Raw genomic sequence first — 17,363 nt, 5'->3', positions numbered from 1 at the left:
TGGCCCGCGCCCCCGAAGGATGCGGGCCAGGGCGGCAGCCTACGTCAGCGGGACCCCTCCACGTTCAGTTCGGCGACTGCGGCGTACTTGTGCCCGGTCTGCTCGTTGAGGGCGACCAGCCGGACGTAGCGTGCCGTCACGGTGGGGAAGACGGCGCGCTGGGATGCCAGCGACGTGGTGAAGCGTCCGCGGGCGACGGGCTCTCCCCACGTGGTGCCGTCCAGGCTGGTGTAGATCTCGTAGTCCGCGATCTGCTCGTTGGCGCTGTTCTGGCGGCGGGTGTACTGGAGTCCACTGACCGGGTGTGTCCCGCCGAGGTCGAGGCTGATGCGGTGCGGGTAGCCGGGTGCGTCGGAGCGCGACCACTCGGTGTGCCAGAAGGTGGCGGGGTTGCCGTCGATCACGTTGCCGGCCCGCCCGTCCTCACGGCTGGTCTCCTCGCTGTCGACGTCCGCGATGCTCATCCGGGTCTGGTCGAGCAGCCCGACCGTGACGGTGAATCGGGTCGAGCTGGTGCCGGCCGAGGTACGCAGGGTTGCCGTCACCGGGTAGCGACCGGGGGTGGCGCCGGCGGGAACCGTGATCGTGAGCCGGCCCTCGGCCTGCTGTCCCGGCATGAGGGGTTCGACCGAGCCCTGTCCCTGCCAGTCCGACGGCACCCCCAGCTGGAGCTGGGGAGACGGTACCGCGATGCCGGACTGGTTGGTGACGCTGACCGGCACGGTGATCTGCTGGCCGGGGTCGACCGCGACATCCGGGATGGTCAGGGGCGCGCAGATGCCGCCCAGCCAGGCGAGGTTGAAGTTGGCGTACCGGATGCCGCTGCCCGGCTCGTACAGCAGGCCGTAGGTGCCGTCGGGCTGTGCGGTCAGGGTGGAGTACGACATCGAGCCGGGCTGGAAGACCTTCGCGACCGGCCAGGTCTCGCCGTCGTCGCAGGACATCCGGATCGTGCCCTGGCTGCGTGCGGTCTGGCTGGCGGCGTTGGAGAAGAGCAGGACCTTGGCCCGGGCGGAGCCGGCCGGGGCGTCGGGGAAGGCCCGGATGATGGAGGCGTTGTTCGTCGGGTCGGGCAGTTCGCGGTCGACGGTCACCGGCCCGTAGCTGTGGCCACCGTCGGTGGAGACGGTCACCTTGCGGTAGCCGCTGCGGGCGGAGTCGCGGCTGTTCAGCATGACCCGGCCGTCGGAGAGTTCGACGGTTTTGTTCTCGTCCATGCCGACGCCGACGGCTTCGCCGGCTCGCCAGGTCCGCCCGTGGTCGTCGCTGTAGACGCTCACGGCCTGGAAGGCGCCGGCGGCGTTGATGATCGTGTACTGCTGGATGAGCCGGCCGGCATGCGGGCCGTAGCGCAGCTGGATGCCCTCGCCGGAGGCGGCGAAGCGGCTGCGCCAGCCGGGGTCGGGGGTGATGTCGGCCGTGATGGTCCGCTCGGACCAGGTCCGCCCGCCGTCGGTCGAGGTGGCGACGTTGGCGTGGAGCACGTCGGGGTCGGCCGGGTCGGTGCCGGGCCGGCTGCCGATGAAGCCCTGGTTCTGCGAGTGGACGTGGAAGTTGAAGATCGTCCCGGTCTCCCGGTCGACCAGGTAGCTCGGGTCGGAGTAGCCCTGGATCGGCGCCGTGGTTCGGCCGGCGCTGACCACCTGCTGCTCGCCCCACGTCTTGCCGCCGTCGGTGCTGCGGCGCTGGAGGATCGAGTTGGGGCCGGGGGCGTCGATGCCGGTGGGGCGGCCGTCGTACGAGGCGAGCAGGTCGCCCTCGGGCGTCACGGTCAGGGCCGGGATGCGGTAGTTGGGGAAGCCGTTCTGGCCGTTGACGGCCAGGTCCTGCTCGGTGTATATGGGCGTGCCGCCGGGCGGGACGGGTGCTCCGGCGGTGGCCTGTGCGGGGGAGGGGCTGCCGACTGCGGCAGCGGTCAGTGCCGCCGCGGACAGCAGGCTGAGCGGTCCGCGGTGGCGCGGTCGGCGGGGATACGGATTCGTGGTCATGGACATCCTTCACACGCAGGCGGCAGATGGCCCGACCAACATAAGACGTGAGACGTCTGATGTCTACGGTGTCCGGTCTGCCGCTGCCAGCCCGGGGGCGGGGATGGCAGCGGCAGGGTGTGGGTGCTGGTATTCGCGCTCAGGACTGGGCGCGGGCGATGCTCGCTCGAACGGGTGCGTAGTGGTCGGCGATGGCGGCCCGCAGGTTCGCCGGATCCCCGGCCGCGATCGCGTCCACGATCGCCCGGTGCCGCTGGGCGGTGATCACCCGGTCCTCCGGGTCGGTCCGCAGCGTGGGGGCCACAATGGCCTGGACCTGCCAGAACGCCTCGGTCAGTTGGAGCAGGAGGTCGTTGCCGAGGGGTTCCATCAGCTTCACGTGGAAGGCGCGGTCGACCTCGAGGAAGTCCGCCCCCCGGGCGGCCAGCTCCTCCATCTGGTCGGCGAGGGCGGAGAGCTCCGCCCGGTCGTCCGCGTCCAGGACGCGGATGATGTCGGCCGCCAGCCCCTGCTCGAGGGTCTGCCGGACGTCCACGACCTGGCCGAGCACGTGGTGGTCTCCCTCGCCGCTGAGCAAGCCGCGAAACGCCAGGCTCTCCACAAGGGCGTTGAGCGACATTCGGCCGACGAAGGTGCCGTGCCCGTGCCGCACCTCCACGATGTCGAGGGCTGAGAGGATCTTGACCGCCTCCCGCACGCTGGATCGGCTGGCCCCGACCGCCTCGCACAGCTCGGTCTCGGTGGGGAGCAGGTCGCCCGGCTTGAGGCGATTACGCAGGATGTACTCCTTGATCCCCGTCACCACCTCCTGCCGGCGAGGGCCCGGGCGCTCCTGACCGCGTAGCGGCGTCGCGTCAATCGTCGTCATCTGCCCCTTGCCCTTCCTTCACCGATCTGTCACGCTCAGCCTATCGTCATCAGACGTCAGACGTCATACCCATACCCCTCACGGAGCGCTGGGCGCCACGCGAGCGCATGAAGAGCCTATGGAGGCATTTACGTGAGCACCACCGACAAGCGGTTGAGGAGGCGACTCGGCTCCCTGCGTCGAGTCCGCTCCCTGGCCGTGGCCTCGGCCGCGGCAACCCTGGCCCTCGGGCTGACGGCCTGCAGCGGCGGACCCGCCTCGACGAACGCCGTCGGAGGCGGCAAGGACGGGAAGTCCTCCATCGAGGCGACCCTGGCCTTCACCCTCTCCAGCGGGTTCGACCCCGGGAACGCCTCGTCGGCGGTGGCCACGGCGGTCAACCAGCACATCTTCGAAGGTCTCATCGACCTCGACCCGATCACCCGCGAGCCGTACCTGGCCCTGGCCAAGGCCCAGCCGGTGGCGAGCGCCGACGGGCTCACGTACACCGTGTCGCTGCGCGACGGAGCGAAGTTCTCCGACGGCACCCCGGTCACCGCCGAGGACGTCGCCTGGTCCTTCACCCGGGTGCTGAAGCCGGCGGACCCCGCGGCCCCGCCGCTGATGCAGGGCTTCATCCCGTTCATCGACTCGGTCACCGCCAAGGACGCCACCACGGCCGAGTTCAGGTTGAAGTACCCGTTCGCCCTGTTCGCCGAGCGCATCGCGGTCATCAAGATCGTCCCCAAGGCGAAGACCGCGGACGCGGCCGCCGCGAAGACCTTCGACACCGCGCCGATCGGCTCCGGCCCGTACAAGATGGACAGCGCGTCGAAAGAGTCCGGCATCAAGCTGAGCCGGAACCCGAACTACAACGGCCCCCGCGCGGGCAAGGTCGACACGATGACCTGGAACACCAGCACCGAAGCTGCGGCGCGGGTGTCGGATCTGCAGGGCGGCCGGGTCCAGGCCATCGAGTCGGTGCCGTACCTGAACGTCGACTCGCTCAAGGCCAAGTACAACGTCGACGTGAAGCAGGCCTTCAACCAGGTCTTCCTCATGTTCAACACCGCGGCCGCGCCGTTCAACGACAAGCGAGTGCGCCAGGCCCTGCACTACGCGATCGACAAGGACGCGGTCATCAAGACGGCGCTCAACGGCTACGGCACCCCGGCGACGAGCTACCTGGACGAGGGCAACAAGGACTACCAGAAGGCCGCCACCGTCTACGACTACAACCTGGACAAGGCCAAGGCCCTGCTCAAGGAGGCCGGGGTCAGCAACCTGTCGTTCCAGCTCGACACCACCGACAACTCCGTGGTCAAGGACGTCGCCCCGCTGGTCATCGAGCAGTGGAAGAAGATCGGCGTCAACGCCAGCCTCAACACCGCACCGTCCGCGGCGATCTACGGCGACGTGGTCCCGAAGGACACCTTCCGGGTGCTGATGGCCACCGGCGACCCCAGCGTCTTCGGCACCGACACCGACCTGCTGATGCGCTGGTTCTACTACGGCGAGACCTGGCCGGGGAAGCGCTACCGCTGGGACGACGCCGACCGCAAGGCCATGGCGACCCTGCTCGACAAGGCGGCCCAGACCTCCGACGAGGCGGCCCGCAAGGCCCTGTGGAAGCAGGCCCTCGACATGGCGGCCGACGAGGTTCCGCTCTACCCGATCCTGCACACCAAGGTCGTCACCGCCTACGACCCCGCCAAGCTCACCGGGTTCTCGGGCGCCGCGACCACCGGCCTGTACTTCCTGGGCGCCAGCCGAAGCGGCTGAGCCCGGGGCCGGGGGCCCGGACCTCGCCCCCACGCGTCCCGCCCAGCCCCCGCACCCCGGGGCTGGGCGGGACGACCGGGCGCCCGTCGATGAGAGAGAGACACGATGCTGACCGTCCTGAACATGGTCGCGCGACGACTCCTGACACTGATTCCCCTCGCGCTGGGCATCACGCTGTTCGTCTTCGTGATCATGCAGTTCTCGCCGATCGACCCCGCGCTGTCCGTCCTCGGCGACCAGGCGACGCCCGCCCAGGTCGAGGCGTTCAAGGCCGCCAACGGCCTCAACGACCCGCTCCCGCTGCGCTACCTGCATTTCCTCGGGGACCTGGCCCGGGGCGACCTGGGCATGACCTTCCCGCCCTCGGTGCCGGTCGCTGACAAGATCGCCACCGCGCTGCCGCTGACGATCCAGCTCACCGCGGTGGGCGTCGTCGGCGCGCTGGTCATCGCGCTGGCCCTGGGCATCCCCGCCGCCCTGTACCGGGACCGCTGGCCCGACCAGGTCATCCGGTTCGTCTCCATGGCCGGCATCGCCACGCCGTCGTTCTGGCTGGCCCTCCTGCTCATCCAGGAGTTCGCGGTCCGGCGTCCGATCTTCCCGACCGGCGGATACGTCAACCCCGCCGACTCGGTCACCCTCTGGCTGCAGTCCCTCGCCCTGCCCGCGCTCGCCCTCGCCGTGCCGGTCGGGTGCTCGCTCGCCCGGATCGTGCGCACGTCCATGGTCGAGGAACTCGACAAGGACTACGTACGCACGGCGATCGGCGCCGGGTTGCCGCCCCGGGTGGTGATCGGCCGCAACGTGCTGCGCAACGCGCTCGTCAACCCGCTGACCGTGCTGGGGCTGCGCATCGGCTACCTCATCGGCGGCACCGTCGTCATCGAGGCCATCTTCTCGCTGCCCGGCATGGGCACCCAGATCATGAGCGCGGTCCAGCAGAACGACACCGCCCTCGCGCAGGGAACGGTCCTGACGATCGCCCTCGGCTTCGTCGTCGTGAACCTGATCGTCGACATCCTCTACCTCTTCGCCAACCCCCGACTGCGCGGAGGCCACTGATGCGTCGCACCCTCACCGCCCGGCTGTCGCGCCCCGGCATCAGCCTCACCCGGCTCGGCGTCGCCGCCCGCATCGCCCTCGCCTTCGTCCTGCTGATCGTCCTGGTGGGCGTCTTCGCCCCGCTCCTGCTCCGGCACGACCCGGCGCAGACCGGGCTCGGCCCCGCGCTCACCGGCCCGAACGGCGACTTCTGGTTCGGCCTGGACAAACTCGGCCGGGACGTCTTCTCGCGGCTGGTCGCCGGCACCCGCCGTTCCCTGGTCGTCGGCTTCGGCGCCGCCGGCATCGCGCTGCTGGCCGGCGCGGTCCTCGGCGCCGTGGCCGGAACCAGCCGCACCCTGGTCGACGAGGTCGTGATGCGCTGCCTCGACGTCGTCATGGCCTTCCCCGCCATCGTGCTCTCCGCCCTGCTGATCATCTCCTTCGGCAAGAACAGCCTGCTGGTCCTCGTGATCGCGATCGGCTTCGTCTTCACCCCGTCGGTCGCCCGCATCGTCCGCGCCAACGTGCTGTCCCAGTACCGCGAGGACTACGTGGCCGCCGAGCGGATCATCGGCGCCCGCCGCCCGCACATCCTCTGGCGGCACGTCCTGCGCAACTGCGCCGCCCCGATCCTCGTCTTCCTCACCGTCATGGTGGCCGACGCCATCGTCTTCGAGGCGTCCCTGTCCTTCATCGGAGGTGGGCTGGCGCCGCAGGAGGCCAACTCCTCCTGGGGCTCGGTGATCGCCTTCGGCAAGGAGATGGTGCAGATCGGCGGCTGGTGGTCGACGTTCTTTCCCGGCCTGCTGATCCTGCTGACCGTGCTGGCCCTGAACGTGCTCTCCGAAGGGATGTCCGACGCCTGGGCCGCCCCCGCCGCCCGTCGGGCCATCAGGCCCGTCGGCGAACCGGTGACGCAGGCGCAGCCCGGCACCGCCGAGGTCGTCGAGCTGCCCGGCCTCGCGGCCGCCGCACAACGGCTCCGCGACAAGGCCCGCCCCCTGCCGCAGGGGCAGCCCGTCCTGGAGGTCAGGAACCTGTCGATCGGCTTCGAGGGGCGCCATCGCGGAGTCGACATCGTCGACGGCCTGACCTTCGACGTGCGCCCCGGCGAGGTGCTCGGTCTCGTCGGCGAGTCGGGCTCGGGCAAGTCCCTGACCTCCCTCGCCGTGATGGGGCTCCTGCCGCACGGCGCCCGGGTACGGGGCGAGGTCTGCTTCCAGGGCGAGAACCTGCTGACCATGAGCGCGAAACGGCGGCGCGCGCTGATGGGACGCGAGATCGCGATGGTCTACCAGGACGCCCTCTCGGCGTTGAACCCGGCACTGCGGGTCGGCGCCCAGCTGGCGCAGATGATCCGCCGCGGCGGCACCCGGTCGGCCGAGGAACTGATGCGGCTGGTGGGCCTGGACCCCCAGCGCACCCTCGCGGCGTACCCGCACGAGCTCTCCGGCGGCCAGCGGCAACGCGTGGTGATCGCCATGGCCCTGTCCCGGGACCCGCGCCTGATCATCGCCGACGAGCCGACCACCGCGCTCGACGTCACGGTCCAGGCGCAGGTGATGGAACTGCTGCTGCGACTGCGGGAACAGCTTGGCTTCGCCCTGATCCTGGTCAGCCACGACCTCGCCCTGGTCAGCGACGTCTCCGACCGCGTCGTCGTCATGTACGGCGGGCAGATCGTCGAGACCGGCGTCACCGCCGACGTGATCGAGGCGCCGGCACACCACTACGCGCGGGGCCTTCTCGGGTCCGTCCTCTCCCTCGAGACCGGCGCGGAGCGGCTCACCCAGATCCGTGGCGTGGTGCCCTCGCCCGCCGACTTCCCGACCGGCTGCCGGTTCGCCGATCGCTGTCCCATGGCGACCCAGCTCTGCCGGGACACGGCGCCCCGCCTGACCGGCGGCACCGCCCACGGGTACGCCTGCCACCACCCGGCCGTCACCGTCAGCGACAAGGAGCTCGCCCGATGAGCGCGACCGCCCCGCGTCAACCGATCGTCGAGCTGCGCGACGTGCACGTGGTGCACCGCATCCGCGGCGCCGGCATGTTCAGCCGCGACCGGGTCCACGCCCTCACCGGCGCGGACCTGACCATCCGGCCCGGCGAGACCGTCGGCATCGTCGGCGAGTCCGGCTGCGGCAAGTCGACCCTGGCCAAGGTGCTCGTGGGGCTGCAGCAGCCGACGAGCGGAACGGTCAGCTTCGCCGGCCGGGACGTCTGGTCGATGAGCGCGGCGGAACGACGCCAGCACATCGGCGCCGGCGTCGGCATGGTCTTCCAGGACCCCGCCACGTCGCTCAACCGTCGGATGCCGGTACGCGACATCCTGCGCGACCCGCTCGACGTGCACCGCCGCGGCACCAAAGCACAGCGGCAGGCCCGGGTGGCCGAGCTGATGGCCCTGGTGGGGCTGCCCGGCTCGGTCGCCGACGTGCTGCCGAGCCAGCTCTCCGGCGGCCAGCGCCAGCGGGTCTCCATCGCGCGCGCCCTGGCCCTGGAACCGGGGCTGGTCATCGCCGACGAGCCCACCAGCGCACTGGACGTCTCGGTGCGGGCCCAGATCCTCAACCTGCTGCTGGACCTCAAGGACCGGCTCGGGCTGGCCATGGTGTTCGTCTCCCACGACATCCAGACGGTCAAGCGGATCAGCGACCGCGTGGTCACCATGTACCTGGGCCGGATCGTGGAACAGACGCCGGCCGCCGTGCTTCCCGAGGGAGCTCAGCACCCGTACACCCGGGCGCTCTTCTCCGCGACGCCCGGCCTGCTCTCGCCCATCGACCCCATCCCGCTGGTCGGCCCGGTCCCGTCCGCCACCCGCCCGCCCAGCGGTTGCCCGTTCCGGACCCGCTGCTGGAAGGCCACGGACGTGTGCGCGGCTGAAATGCCGAACGCCCGGTCCGCGACCACGCCTGCCGGCGGAATCCACGAGTTCCGGTGCCACCACCCCGTTCCCGCCGGCACCAGCAACGCCGAGCTGGTCGAACTCGCCCGCGCCGCGGCGGGCCGCACCAGCCACCTACATGTCGAGGAGACAGTGTGACCACCCCAGCCCCACGGTTCGCCGGAGTCGTGCCGCCTACCGTCACCCCGCTGACCGAGGACGGCGCGGTCGACGTCGGCTCCCTCGAGCGGCTCGTCGAGCGGCTCCTCGACGCCGGCGTCGACGGCATCTTCGCCCTCGGCAGTTCGGGCGAGACCGTCTTCCTCACCGACCAGCAGCGGGACCAGGCTCTCGAGGTCATCGTGAAGACCGTGGCGGGGGCCGTACCCGTCCTCGCCGGCTGCATCGAACCGACCACCCGGCGGGTGCTCGACCGCGCCGAGGCGTCGGCCCGTCTCGGGGCCGACGCCCTGGTCGCGACCGCCCCCTTCTACGCCATCGTCGGCCCGCACGAGGTCGAGCGGCATTTCCGGTCCCTCGCCGCCGCGGTCGAGCTTCCGCTGCTCGCCTACGACATCCCGGTCTGCGTGCACACGAAGCTCTCCACCGACCTGCTGACCCGGCTGGCGACCGAGGGCGTCCTCGCCGGCGTCAAGGACTCCAGCGGAGACGACGTCGCCTTCCGGCAGCTGGTCCTGTCGATCGGGGAGCACGCGCCGAACAGCGGCTTCGCTCTGCTCACCGGACACGAGGTGGTCGTCGACGCCATGATGCTGGCCGGCGCCTCCGGCTCCGTCCCCGGACTGGGCAACGTGGACCCGGCCGGCTACGTACGGCTGCACCGGGCCTGCGTCGCGGGTGACTGGGACGCCGCCCGCCGGGAGCAGGACCGGCTCACCCGCCTGTTCCGGATCGTCGACGCCGCCGACCCCGCCACGTCGGCCGGGGCGACAAGGGGAGTGGGCGCGTTCAAGACGGCACTGGCCCTGCTCGGTGTCATCGGCGGCAACGCGGTGTCGCTGCCCCTGCGACCGCTGGACGCCGAGGAGACCGCCCGGGTGCGCACCCAGCTCGAACTGGCCGGACTGCTCTGACCATGCCCGACGCACACGAACCTCACCCGATCCCCGGCGAGGCGGTCGCCGCGCTGGACATCGGGGGCACGAAGACGGCCGCCGCCCTCGTGACGAGGGCGGGCACGGTCGTCGCCCGGCTCACCGCACCGACCCCCGGCCGAGCCGGGGCCCGGGCCATCCTCGACACCGCCGCCGACCTCGTGCAGCAGCTGCGGGCACGGGCGGCGGGGACGCCGGTCCGTGCGGTCGGGGCGGGCAGCGCCGGGGTGATCGACAGCCCCTCCGGCCGGGTGCTCTCGGCCACCGACGTCCTCACCGGCTGGGCCGGCACGGACCTGCGGGGAAGCCTGCACCAGCGGCTGGGACTGCCCGTCACGGTCATCAACGACGTGCACGCGCACGCCCTCGGCGAAACCCGGCACGGCGTCGCGACCGGGTACGACAGCGTGCTCTTCGTCGCCGTCGGCACCGGCATCGGCGCCTCGTTCGTCGTCGGCGGCACCGTCCTGCCGGGAGCGCACTCCGCCGCCGGCCACGCCGGCCACCAGCCCTCCCCGTACGCCGGGTCACTGCCCTGCACCTGCGGCAGGCGGGGACACCTCGAAGCGATCGCCTCCGGCCCCGGACTGGCCGACGAGTACGCCCGGCGTACCGGCCACCCGGTCGACGACGTGCGCTCCGTGGCCGCCCGCGCCGACGACGGCGACGAGACCGCCGCAGAGATCATCCTGCTCGGCGGGGCCGCGGTCGGTTCGACCGTCGGTGGACTGGTCAACCTGCTCGACCCCGCCGCCGTCGTGATCGGCGGGGGTGTCACCGGCCTCGGCGAGCGCTGGTGGCAGGCACTCCGCGACGCGGTGCGGCGCGAGACGTTGCCCAACCTGGACGGGGTGCCCGTCCTGGCCTCGACCCTCGGCCCCGACGCCCCGCTGCTCGGCGCCGCGTCGCTCGCCTGGGAGGCCCTGGCATGAAACCCCTGATCGCCCAGCTCCGTCAGCGTCTGATCGTCTCCTGCCAGGCGTATCCGGGTGAGCCGATGCGCGACCCGGACACGATGCGCCGCGTCGCCCTCGCCGCCGTGCACGGCGGAGCCGCCGGCATCCGCGCCCAGGGACTGGCGGACATCGCCGCCATCCGGGACGCGGTCGACCTCCCGCTGATCGGGCTGTGGAAGGACGGGGACGACGACGTCTTCATCACTCCCACGCTCGAGCACGCGCTCGCCGTCGCCCGGGCCGGTGCGCACATCATCGCGCTCGACGGCACCCGTCGACCGCGACCCGACGGCCGGACCCTCAGTGAGATCGTCGCCGCCGTCCACGAGCAGACCGACGCCCTGGTGATGGCCGACTGCTCGACCCTCGAAGAGGGGGTCGTCGCCGCCGCAGCGGGCGCCGACCTGGTCGGCACCACCCTGGCCGGATACACCCCGTACACCCGCAAACAGGCCGGCCCGGACCTGGACCTGGTCGCCCGCCTCGCCACCGCAGTCGACGTGCCGGTGGTCGCGGAGGGGCGGATCCACACCCCGCAGCAGGCGGCGCAGGCGCTGCGGGCCGGCGCGTGGACGGTGGTGGTCGGTACCGCGATCACCCACCCCACCACCATCACCAGCTGGTTCGCGGCGGCCATGGCCGCCGCCAGGTAGCGGAGGTCACGCGGTGGCGCTGAGCGACTTCACCCTTGCCGAATGTCTGGCGTATCGGCCCGAACTGGTGGTACCCGCGGACCTGGACGCCTTCTGGGAGCGGACGCTGGGCGCCGACGAACCGGGACAGGCGACGTACGAGCCGGTCGACACCGGCCTCACCCAGATCCGCACCTTCTCGGCCACCGTCGCCGGGTACGGCGGCGAGCCGGTGCACGGCTGGCTGCACGTACCCGCGGCCGCCACCGGGCCCGTGCCGTGCGTGGTCGAGTACCTCGGTTACGGCCGCGGCCGTGGCCTGCCACACGAAAAGCTGTTCTGGGCGGCGGCGGGCTTCGCGCACCTGATCATGGACACCCGTGGCCAGGGCTGGAGCGCCTCGCCCGGCGTCACCCCCGATCCGCACCCCTATCCGGCCGGCACCGTGCCGGGCTTCCTCACCCGCGGCGTCACCGATCCGGAGGGCTTCTACTACCGCAGGCTGATCACCGACGCCGTGCGGTTCGCCCGCGCCGCAGCGCAGCATCCCGCCGTCGACCCGGACCGGGTCGCCGTCACCGGCATCAGCCAGGGAGGCGGCCTCGCGCTGGCCGTGGCCGCGCTCTGCCCGGGCGTGGCGGCGGTCCTGCCCGACGTGCCTTTCCTGTGCGACTTCCGGCGCGGTGTGCAGGTCGCCGGCCGCGGCCCGTACGGCGAGATCGCCGAATACCTCAAGCTGCACCGGGACCGCAGCAGCCAGGTGTTTTCCGTGCTGTCGTACTTCGACGCCGCCGTGCTCGCGCCTCGCGCGATCGCGCCCGCGCTGTTCTCCATCGCGATGATGGACCAGGTGTGCCCACCGTCAACCTGCTTCGCGGCCTACCACCGATACGGCGGCGCGAAGGAGCTACGCGTGAACGAGTTCAACGACCACGAAGGCGGTGAAGCTCAGCACCAGCTCGAACAGCTCGCCTGGCTGCGCAAGATCCTGGCGTGAAGTCCCTTCAGTGCGTGCTGTCGGGATCGGTGTTTCAGAGCCTGGTTCGTTCCGGATGCATCCCGTCGACCAGCTCGTGCCCGGCCTTCCTGATGCAGTTTGATCCTGGCTCCGCCCCGCACACCGGGCACGGCCGCCAGTCCTGAACCGGGCCGGCGTCGTGCCCGAGGCTCAGGGCGATCTCGCTGATCTCGTCCGCCGCGTGGTGCAGGGTCGGGTCGCGGTGCCGGACGGCAGCCTGGTGGATCTGTTGAATCGACTCTCGCGCCTGCTCCAGTCTTCGCCTGGCTGACGCACCCGGATCAATGGACATGCACTCCCGGCTTCCCCGTCCTGCGGGCTCGAAACCCACCGAGCCAGCGCGCCCCGCAGTCGGCCGATGCCAGTGGGATCGGCGCGAACATCGCCGGCTCGTCCTCGGGGAAGAGCGCGGCCGGGCCGTAGATCCAGTCCGTGAAGGAGTAGTCGTCGACCTTCCGGGCGCGGAGCAGGACGTTGCGCCGCTCGCGGTCGACGCCGTCGAGGTGCCACAGGTCGCCCCACGCGCGGGCGGTCAGCGGCACACGTCGGCAGTGCTGGCGGCGCTCGTCGGCCCAGTTGGGTTACCTCGGGTCGTACTGCCGCCAGGTGAGGACTCGGCCGGCATCATTTCGGCTGTAGAGGGCTTGCCAGGTGTATAGGGTGCCCTTTATGACCTGGTTGGTGACGGGTGGGGCCGGGTACGTCGGTGGTGCCGTTGTCCGCGCGCTACTGCCCACCGGTCGTCGGGTGGTGGTCCTCGACGATCTGTCCAACGGTGATCCCGCCGCCGTACCCGTCGGGGTGCCGCTGGTCCGCGCCTCGGTGACCGACAGCTCCGCGGTGCGTCGAGTGCTGGTCGAGCATGCGATCACCGGCGTGATCCACCTCGCCGGGCTGAAATCGGTGGCCGAGTCGGTGGCGCAACCGCTGAAGTACTACCGGCAGAATGTGGGCGGAACGCTCGCAGTGCTCGAAGCCATGGCGCAGTCGGGCGTGCGCCGGGTGGTGCTCTCGTCCAGCGCAGCGGTCTACGGCGCGCCGGAAACCGACACGATCAGCGAAGACACGCCGCCGTGCCCGGAAAACCCCTACGGCGCGACGAAACTGATCAGCGAGTGGCTCGTCGCGGACGCCGCCCGCGCGTTCGGCATGAAGCATATGATTCTGCGCTACTTCAACGTCGCCGGCGCCGGCGTGCGTACCCCGCACCGCCGGATCGACACCAACCTGCTGCCGGCCGCGGTCGACGCGGTCATGCGCGGCGCGTCTCCGGTGGTGTTCGGCCGCGACTACCCGACGCCGGACGGGTCATGTGTGCGTGATTTCGTGCATGTGCTCGACGTCGCCGCCGCGCACGTCGCGGCAGTGGACGCGTTGGAGGCCGGTGCGGGCGACGCCGTCTACAACGTGGGCTGCGGCGTCGGTCATTCGGTCGGGCAGGTGCTCGACACGATCCGCCAGGTAACCGGCGTTCCGTTCGTGGAAGAGGTCCGCGTGCGCCGTGCGGGCGACTCGGCGAGGGTGGTCGCCTCGGTGGAGAAAATCGGCCATGAACTCGGCTGGCGACCGCGCTACGGATTGCCGGACATGGTACGCGACGAATGGGAAGTCCGACGCCCACCCAGTCCTGAACCACACCCGCCACCAGCGCCTGAACTCGGCGAGCAAGGGGCCCGAATCGTGGTCTTGACTGCCAGCGTCGGCGCCGGCCACGATGGCGCGACCCGTGAGTTGGCGCGCCGGCTGAGCGAGCAGGGCTTCCGAGTCGACGTGCTGGACGTGCTCCGTGTCTTCTCCCCGGGTTCGGAAAGGCTGCTCCGCGATGGGTACCACAGCGTGTTGTGCAGCGCGCCGTGGATATACGACGTGCTGTTCGGCCTGGCCTGCCGGCTTCCGGGCGCGGCTCCCATCACGCGGGCCATGATTCGCCCGGCCCGGCGACGGCTGCTGCAACTCCTGCCGCCCGACACCGGCGCGGTCGTATCCGCCTATCCGCTCGCCAGCCAGTTGGTCGGACCCTTGCGCCGCAGCGGACAACTGTCGGTACCCGCGCTCACCTATCTCACCGATTTCGGGGTCCACCCAATCTGGATCGCCCCCGGGATCGATGTCCACTGCGCGGCCCACGAGGTCAGTCGGGCCCAGGCGAGTGCCCTCGGTGCGGCGGACGTCCGGGTCGCGGGGCGGATGGTGTCCGCCGGGTTTCAACCAGGTTCGGCGGTGGACAAGCGGCATGCTCGCGAACGCCTTGGGCTTCCTCTCGACGGGCGGCTCGCCCTGCTGGTCGCCGGCTCGTGGGGGGTTGGCGAGCTGGCGGCGACAGCCACCGACATCGCCGCGACGGACGTCGCCGCCCCTGTCGTGGTCTGCGGCCGGAACGCCACGCTGTACGGCCAGCTGCAGCGGCAGGGCGTCGGCCACGTCCTCGGCTGGGTGGACGACATGTCCACGCTCATGCAGGCCGTCGATGTGCTGGTGGAGAATGCCGGCGGGCTGACCGCACTCGAGGCCATGGCGTGCGGCCTGCCCGTCGTCACATACCGCCCGATCGCAGGCCACGGCAGGGCGAACGCTGCCGCGATGGCCGACGCGGCGGTGGTGACGTGGGTCCGCCGGCGCGCGGATCTGGCAGCGGCCCTCCTGGACGTGATTGAGGGCATACGGGGCCAGCGGCAGCGCGACGCCGGCTTGGCGCTGTTCGAGTTGGACCCGGCAACGGTGGTCGCCGACACAGTCAAGAACGCGGAGCCAGGCCTGATCCCCGATCGGGCGGGCTGACCAGGACATGCCCGCTCGCGACAGCACCCGCATGCACCACTACGCTATCCCGGCGCTGGCAGGCCTGGTCGGTGCCGCTGCCACAGCGCACGTCGCGCCAGCAACGACCGCCTTACTCCGCCTGCGGATCCGTCTCTTTCCGCACCTTGCCGGACTCGGTCACCCCGATCACGTCGCTCTCACCTTCGATGACGGGCCCGACCCCGTGTCGACGCCGCGGTTCCTCGACCAACTCACCGTTCGGGGCGTACGTTCGACGTTCTTCCTGCTCGGCACGATGCTCGCGCGAGCGCCCAGCCTAGGTCGGGACCTGGTCGCCGCGGGTCACGAAGTGGCGGTGCACGGCTGGGCACACCACAACCTGCTGCTGCGCGGCCCGGCCTCGACCTACGACGATCTTGCTCGTGCCCGCGGACTGATCGCCGAAACGACGGGGATGACGCCACGGTTCTTCCGGCCACCATACGGCGTGCTCACCGCGTCGGCGCTGCTCGCCGCCCGCCGGCTGGACCTCACGCCGGTCCTGTGGACGTGCTGGGGAAGGGACTGGACCGCCGCGGCCACCTCCCAGTCGGTGCTGGACACGGTAAAGGCCCGGCTCGGCGGCGGCGGCACGGTTCTGCTGCACGACTCCGACTGCTCCCTCGCAACCGGTGCCTGGAAGGCTACCCTCGGGGCGCTGCCGAGGCTGCTGGACGAGTGCGCGCGGCGAGGGCTGCGGGTCGGGCCGCTCAGCGAGCACTTGTGTGAAGCTGACACGTGAATGCCGGCGCCACGCTGCTGGCACTCGCCTCGGCAACCTTCTACGGGTTGAGTTCGGCACTGCAGCAACGGGCCGCGAAGCAGGAACAGCCGCGCCGGGCACTCGACCCGCGACTGCTGCTCCGACTACTGCGCCGCCCCATGTGGATGCTCGGCTGGTTGCCGGACGGCGCTGCCACCGCCCTCCAGGCCATCGCATTGCGCCTCAGTCCGCTCGCATTCGTCCAGCCGATCCTCGTCAGTGGCTTGTTCCTGGCGATCCTGCTGGAAGCGGCGCTCAACAGATCACGACCGCAGCCACGCGAGCTCCTTGCGGTGACCATCGGCGTGGTCGGTCTGGCCGCCTTCCTCGCCACCGCACAGCCCCGCACGGGCGTGTCCGATCCGACCATCCCAGCCTGGATCGGGGTGGGGCTCGGCTCCGGTGGATTCGTCGCGGCCTGTCTGGCCCTCGCCGCGCGTTCGAACAACCCCGCTCGCGGCGCCCTGCTCGGGGCGGCGACCGGCCTGCTCTACGCCCTCACCGCAGCCCTGATCAAACCCCTCGCCAACAAGATCACAGCCGATCCGCTCAGCATCCTCACCGACTGGCACCTCTACGCCCTGATCCTTGTCGGGTTCGTCGGGTTGACGCTCAACCAGAACGCCTTTCAAAATGGTCAGCTCGCCGCGCCGCTGACCACGCTCACCCTGATCGACCCGGTCGCAAGCGTGACCATCGGAGTGACGGCATTCCGTGAGACACTCTCCATCGGCGGACCGCGCCTCGTGATCGAAATCGCCGCCGCCGCCGCGATGGCAGTCGGGATCTGGCTCGCCAGTACATGCCGACGACGCGGGGCGACGGGGTAGAAGCGGGTGGCGTTCAGGCCAGCCACGGGTTACGTCCCGGCTACCCTCGAGCAGCCACATCAGGAAGTACCCGGCTGTCCAGAACGAGAAAATGGTCATCGTGGGTGTACTGGCGTTGGTGCTCCCTCCTGCTGCGGGTCTGCCCACCTACGGGCGGCCCCGCCGGCCACCGCCCTGGCCCGTACTACCCGGTCATCCGGCACGCCGCGGCCGCCTGGCAGGTGCCGGCACTGCCCCTGTCGGTAAACCTTGGGTGGAATGCGAAGGGACAACCCGACGCAGCTTTCGCCAGCGATGTCTGTCAGGCCACCCCGTGATTCCCGTCAGCGACCGGGGGAGTCGCCTCCCTGGTCCTGGGCACACAGCGTCTCTAATTAGCTATGCGATCCTGGGTCGGAGTGTGTTTCCGGGATCGTTTCCCACCTGGGTGGGGTCGCGTGGGCGTGGAGGTGGAATCCTGCGCCCAGGACGCACGCGGTCCGGGAAGCCCCGCCCTCAGCCAGCGACACCATCCGACTCACCCGCCACCAACCTCACCACACCCAGACCCGGCCAACATGACAGCACCGCCACACGGCAACACTCACCGCCAGCGCAGACCCCCCACTGAACCGCCCCGGATCTTGTAGAGACTTCCCGGCTTGGGAAGGATCGAGAGATGGCAGGAACGAAGCCGTATCCGCAGGAGTTGCGTGAGCGGGC

Annotated in this window: 15 protein-coding genes; 11 read left to right on the top strand and 4 right to left on the bottom strand. The window is 70.9% G+C overall.

From position 1 onward, the window contains the following. Nucleotides 1–44: 44 nt before the first annotated feature. Both ACWEVO_RS09870 and ACWEVO_RS09865 read right to left on the bottom strand, forming a co-directional pair. Nucleotides 45–1,988, bottom strand: coding sequence for an exo-alpha-sialidase (locus ACWEVO_RS09870; protein ID WP_452307162.1), 1,944 nt, complete (start codon nt 1,986–1,988; stop codon nt 45–47). Between the two features lie 139 nt (nt 1,989–2,127). Next, nucleotides 2,128–2,856 carry a FadR/GntR family transcriptional regulator gene (locus ACWEVO_RS09865; protein WP_452307161.1) on the bottom strand — a complete coding sequence of 243 codons (729 nt, stop codon included), beginning with the start codon at nt 2,854–2,856 and terminating at the stop codon, nt 2,128–2,130. Nucleotides 2,857–2,988: 132 nt separating this feature from the next. Here ACWEVO_RS09865 and ACWEVO_RS09860 point away from each other — a divergent pair, with 132 nt between their 5' ends. The 8 genes from ACWEVO_RS09860 to ACWEVO_RS09825 all read left to right on the top strand — a co-directional run bounded on the left by ACWEVO_RS09860 (nt 2,989) and on the right by ACWEVO_RS09825 (nt 12,248). Then, nucleotides 2,989–4,617 (top strand): ABC transporter substrate-binding protein, encoded by a 1,629-nt coding sequence (locus ACWEVO_RS09860; RefSeq protein ID WP_452307160.1) that lies wholly within the window; start codon nt 2,989–2,991, stop codon nt 4,615–4,617. Nucleotides 4,618–4,722: 105 nt separating this feature from the next. Then, nucleotides 4,723–5,679, top strand: a complete 957-nt coding sequence (locus ACWEVO_RS09855; protein WP_452307159.1) for an ABC transporter permease — start codon at nt 4,723–4,725, stop codon at nt 5,677–5,679. Beyond that, complete coding sequence (locus ACWEVO_RS09850) at nt 5,679–7,634, top strand: dipeptide/oligopeptide/nickel ABC transporter permease/ATP-binding protein (RefSeq protein ID WP_452307158.1); 1,956 nt, start codon at nt 5,679–5,681, stop codon at nt 7,632–7,634. Before ACWEVO_RS09855 ends, ACWEVO_RS09850 begins: the two co-directional genes overlap by 1 nt. Next, complete coding sequence (locus tag ACWEVO_RS09845) at nt 7,631–8,707, top strand: oligopeptide/dipeptide ABC transporter ATP-binding protein (RefSeq protein WP_452307157.1); 1,077 nt, start codon at nt 7,631–7,633, stop codon at nt 8,705–8,707. Before ACWEVO_RS09850 ends, ACWEVO_RS09845 begins: the two co-directional genes overlap by 4 nt. Next, nucleotides 8,704–9,642 carry a dihydrodipicolinate synthase family protein gene (locus ACWEVO_RS09840; RefSeq protein WP_452307156.1) on the top strand — a complete coding sequence of 313 codons (939 nt, stop codon included), beginning with the start codon at nt 8,704–8,706 and terminating at the stop codon, nt 9,640–9,642. The genes ACWEVO_RS09845 and ACWEVO_RS09840 overlap by 4 nt, the downstream gene beginning before the upstream one ends. Before the next feature lie 2 nt (nt 9,643–9,644). Continuing rightward, nucleotides 9,645–10,595: an ROK family protein gene (locus ACWEVO_RS09835; RefSeq protein WP_452307155.1), complete on the top strand. Its 951-nt coding sequence runs from the start codon at nt 9,645–9,647 to the stop codon at nt 10,593–10,595. Then, nucleotides 10,592–11,272: an N-acetylmannosamine-6-phosphate 2-epimerase gene (locus ACWEVO_RS09830; RefSeq protein ID WP_452307154.1), complete on the top strand. Its 681-nt coding sequence runs from the start codon at nt 10,592–10,594 to the stop codon at nt 11,270–11,272. Before ACWEVO_RS09835 ends, ACWEVO_RS09830 begins: the two co-directional genes overlap by 4 nt. 13 nt (nt 11,273–11,285) lie before the next feature. Then, nucleotides 11,286–12,248, top strand: a complete 963-nt coding sequence (locus tag ACWEVO_RS09825) for an acetylxylan esterase (RefSeq protein ID WP_452307153.1) — start codon at nt 11,286–11,288, stop codon at nt 12,246–12,248. 34 nt (nt 12,249–12,282) lie between these two features. Here the strand turns inward: ACWEVO_RS09825 and ACWEVO_RS09820 are convergent, their stop codons facing one another. Then, entirely contained in the window at nt 12,283–12,561 is a 279-nt protein-coding gene (locus ACWEVO_RS09820) for a zinc finger domain-containing protein (RefSeq protein ID WP_452307152.1), read from the bottom strand. Continuing rightward, a complete protein-coding gene (locus ACWEVO_RS09815; protein ID WP_452307151.1) occupies nt 12,551–12,811 on the bottom strand; it encodes a hypothetical protein in 261 nt (86 codons plus the stop codon). Before ACWEVO_RS09815 ends, ACWEVO_RS09820 begins: the two co-directional genes overlap by 11 nt. Nucleotides 12,812–12,938: 127 nt before the next feature. Between ACWEVO_RS09815 and galE the strand changes: the two genes are divergently transcribed. From galE to ACWEVO_RS09800, 3 genes are read left to right on the top strand one after another with little or no spacing between them, the layout of a single operon-like run. Next, nucleotides 12,939–15,047 carry a UDP-glucose 4-epimerase GalE gene (galE, locus tag ACWEVO_RS09810; RefSeq protein ID WP_452307150.1) on the top strand — a complete coding sequence of 703 codons (2,109 nt, stop codon included), beginning with the start codon at nt 12,939–12,941 and terminating at the stop codon, nt 15,045–15,047. A gap of 7 nt (nt 15,048–15,054) precedes the next feature. Further along, nucleotides 15,055–15,810: a polysaccharide deacetylase family protein gene (locus ACWEVO_RS09805; protein ID WP_452307149.1), complete on the top strand. Its 756-nt coding sequence runs from the start codon at nt 15,055–15,057 to the stop codon at nt 15,808–15,810. Continuing rightward, a complete protein-coding gene (locus ACWEVO_RS09800; RefSeq protein WP_452307148.1) occupies nt 15,807–16,661 on the top strand; it encodes a DMT family transporter in 855 nt (284 codons plus the stop codon). The genes ACWEVO_RS09805 and ACWEVO_RS09800 overlap by 4 nt, the downstream gene beginning before the upstream one ends. Nucleotides 16,662–17,363 lie beyond the last annotated feature (702 nt).

It is taken from the genome of Micromonospora sp. NPDC003776 (genome assembly GCF_053605645.1).
The sequence above is the reverse complement of the archived record's forward strand: the minus strand, read 5'-3'. Positions and strand labels throughout refer to the sequence as shown.

What these genes read in the sequence shown, in the direction of transcription:
- ACWEVO_RS09870 (WP_452307162.1), bottom strand. Translation starts at nt 1,988, where the DNA reads ATGACCACGAATCCGTATCCCCGCCGACCGCGCCACCGCGGACCGCTC.
- ACWEVO_RS09865 (WP_452307161.1), bottom strand. Translation starts at nt 2,856, where the DNA reads ATGACGACGATTGACGCGACGCCGCTACGCGGTCAGGAGCGCCCGGGC.
- ACWEVO_RS09855 (WP_452307159.1), top strand. Translation starts at nt 4,723, where the DNA reads ATGCTGACCGTCCTGAACATGGTCGCGCGACGACTCCTGACACTGATT.
- ACWEVO_RS09850 (WP_452307158.1), top strand. Translation starts at nt 5,679, where the DNA reads ATGCGTCGCACCCTCACCGCCCGGCTGTCGCGCCCCGGCATCAGCCTC.
- ACWEVO_RS09845 (WP_452307157.1), top strand. Translation starts at nt 7,631, where the DNA reads ATGAGCGCGACCGCCCCGCGTCAACCGATCGTCGAGCTGCGCGACGTG.
- ACWEVO_RS09835 (WP_452307155.1), top strand. Translation starts at nt 9,645, where the DNA reads ATGCCCGACGCACACGAACCTCACCCGATCCCCGGCGAGGCGGTCGCC.
- ACWEVO_RS09830 (WP_452307154.1), top strand. Translation starts at nt 10,592, where the DNA reads ATGAAACCCCTGATCGCCCAGCTCCGTCAGCGTCTGATCGTCTCCTGC.
- ACWEVO_RS09820 (WP_452307152.1), bottom strand. Translation starts at nt 12,561, where the DNA reads ATGTCCATTGATCCGGGTGCGTCAGCCAGGCGAAGACTGGAGCAGGCG.
- galE (WP_452307150.1), top strand. Translation starts at nt 12,939, where the DNA reads ATGACCTGGTTGGTGACGGGTGGGGCCGGGTACGTCGGTGGTGCCGTT.
- ACWEVO_RS09805 (WP_452307149.1), top strand. Translation starts at nt 15,055, where the DNA reads ATGCCCGCTCGCGACAGCACCCGCATGCACCACTACGCTATCCCGGCG.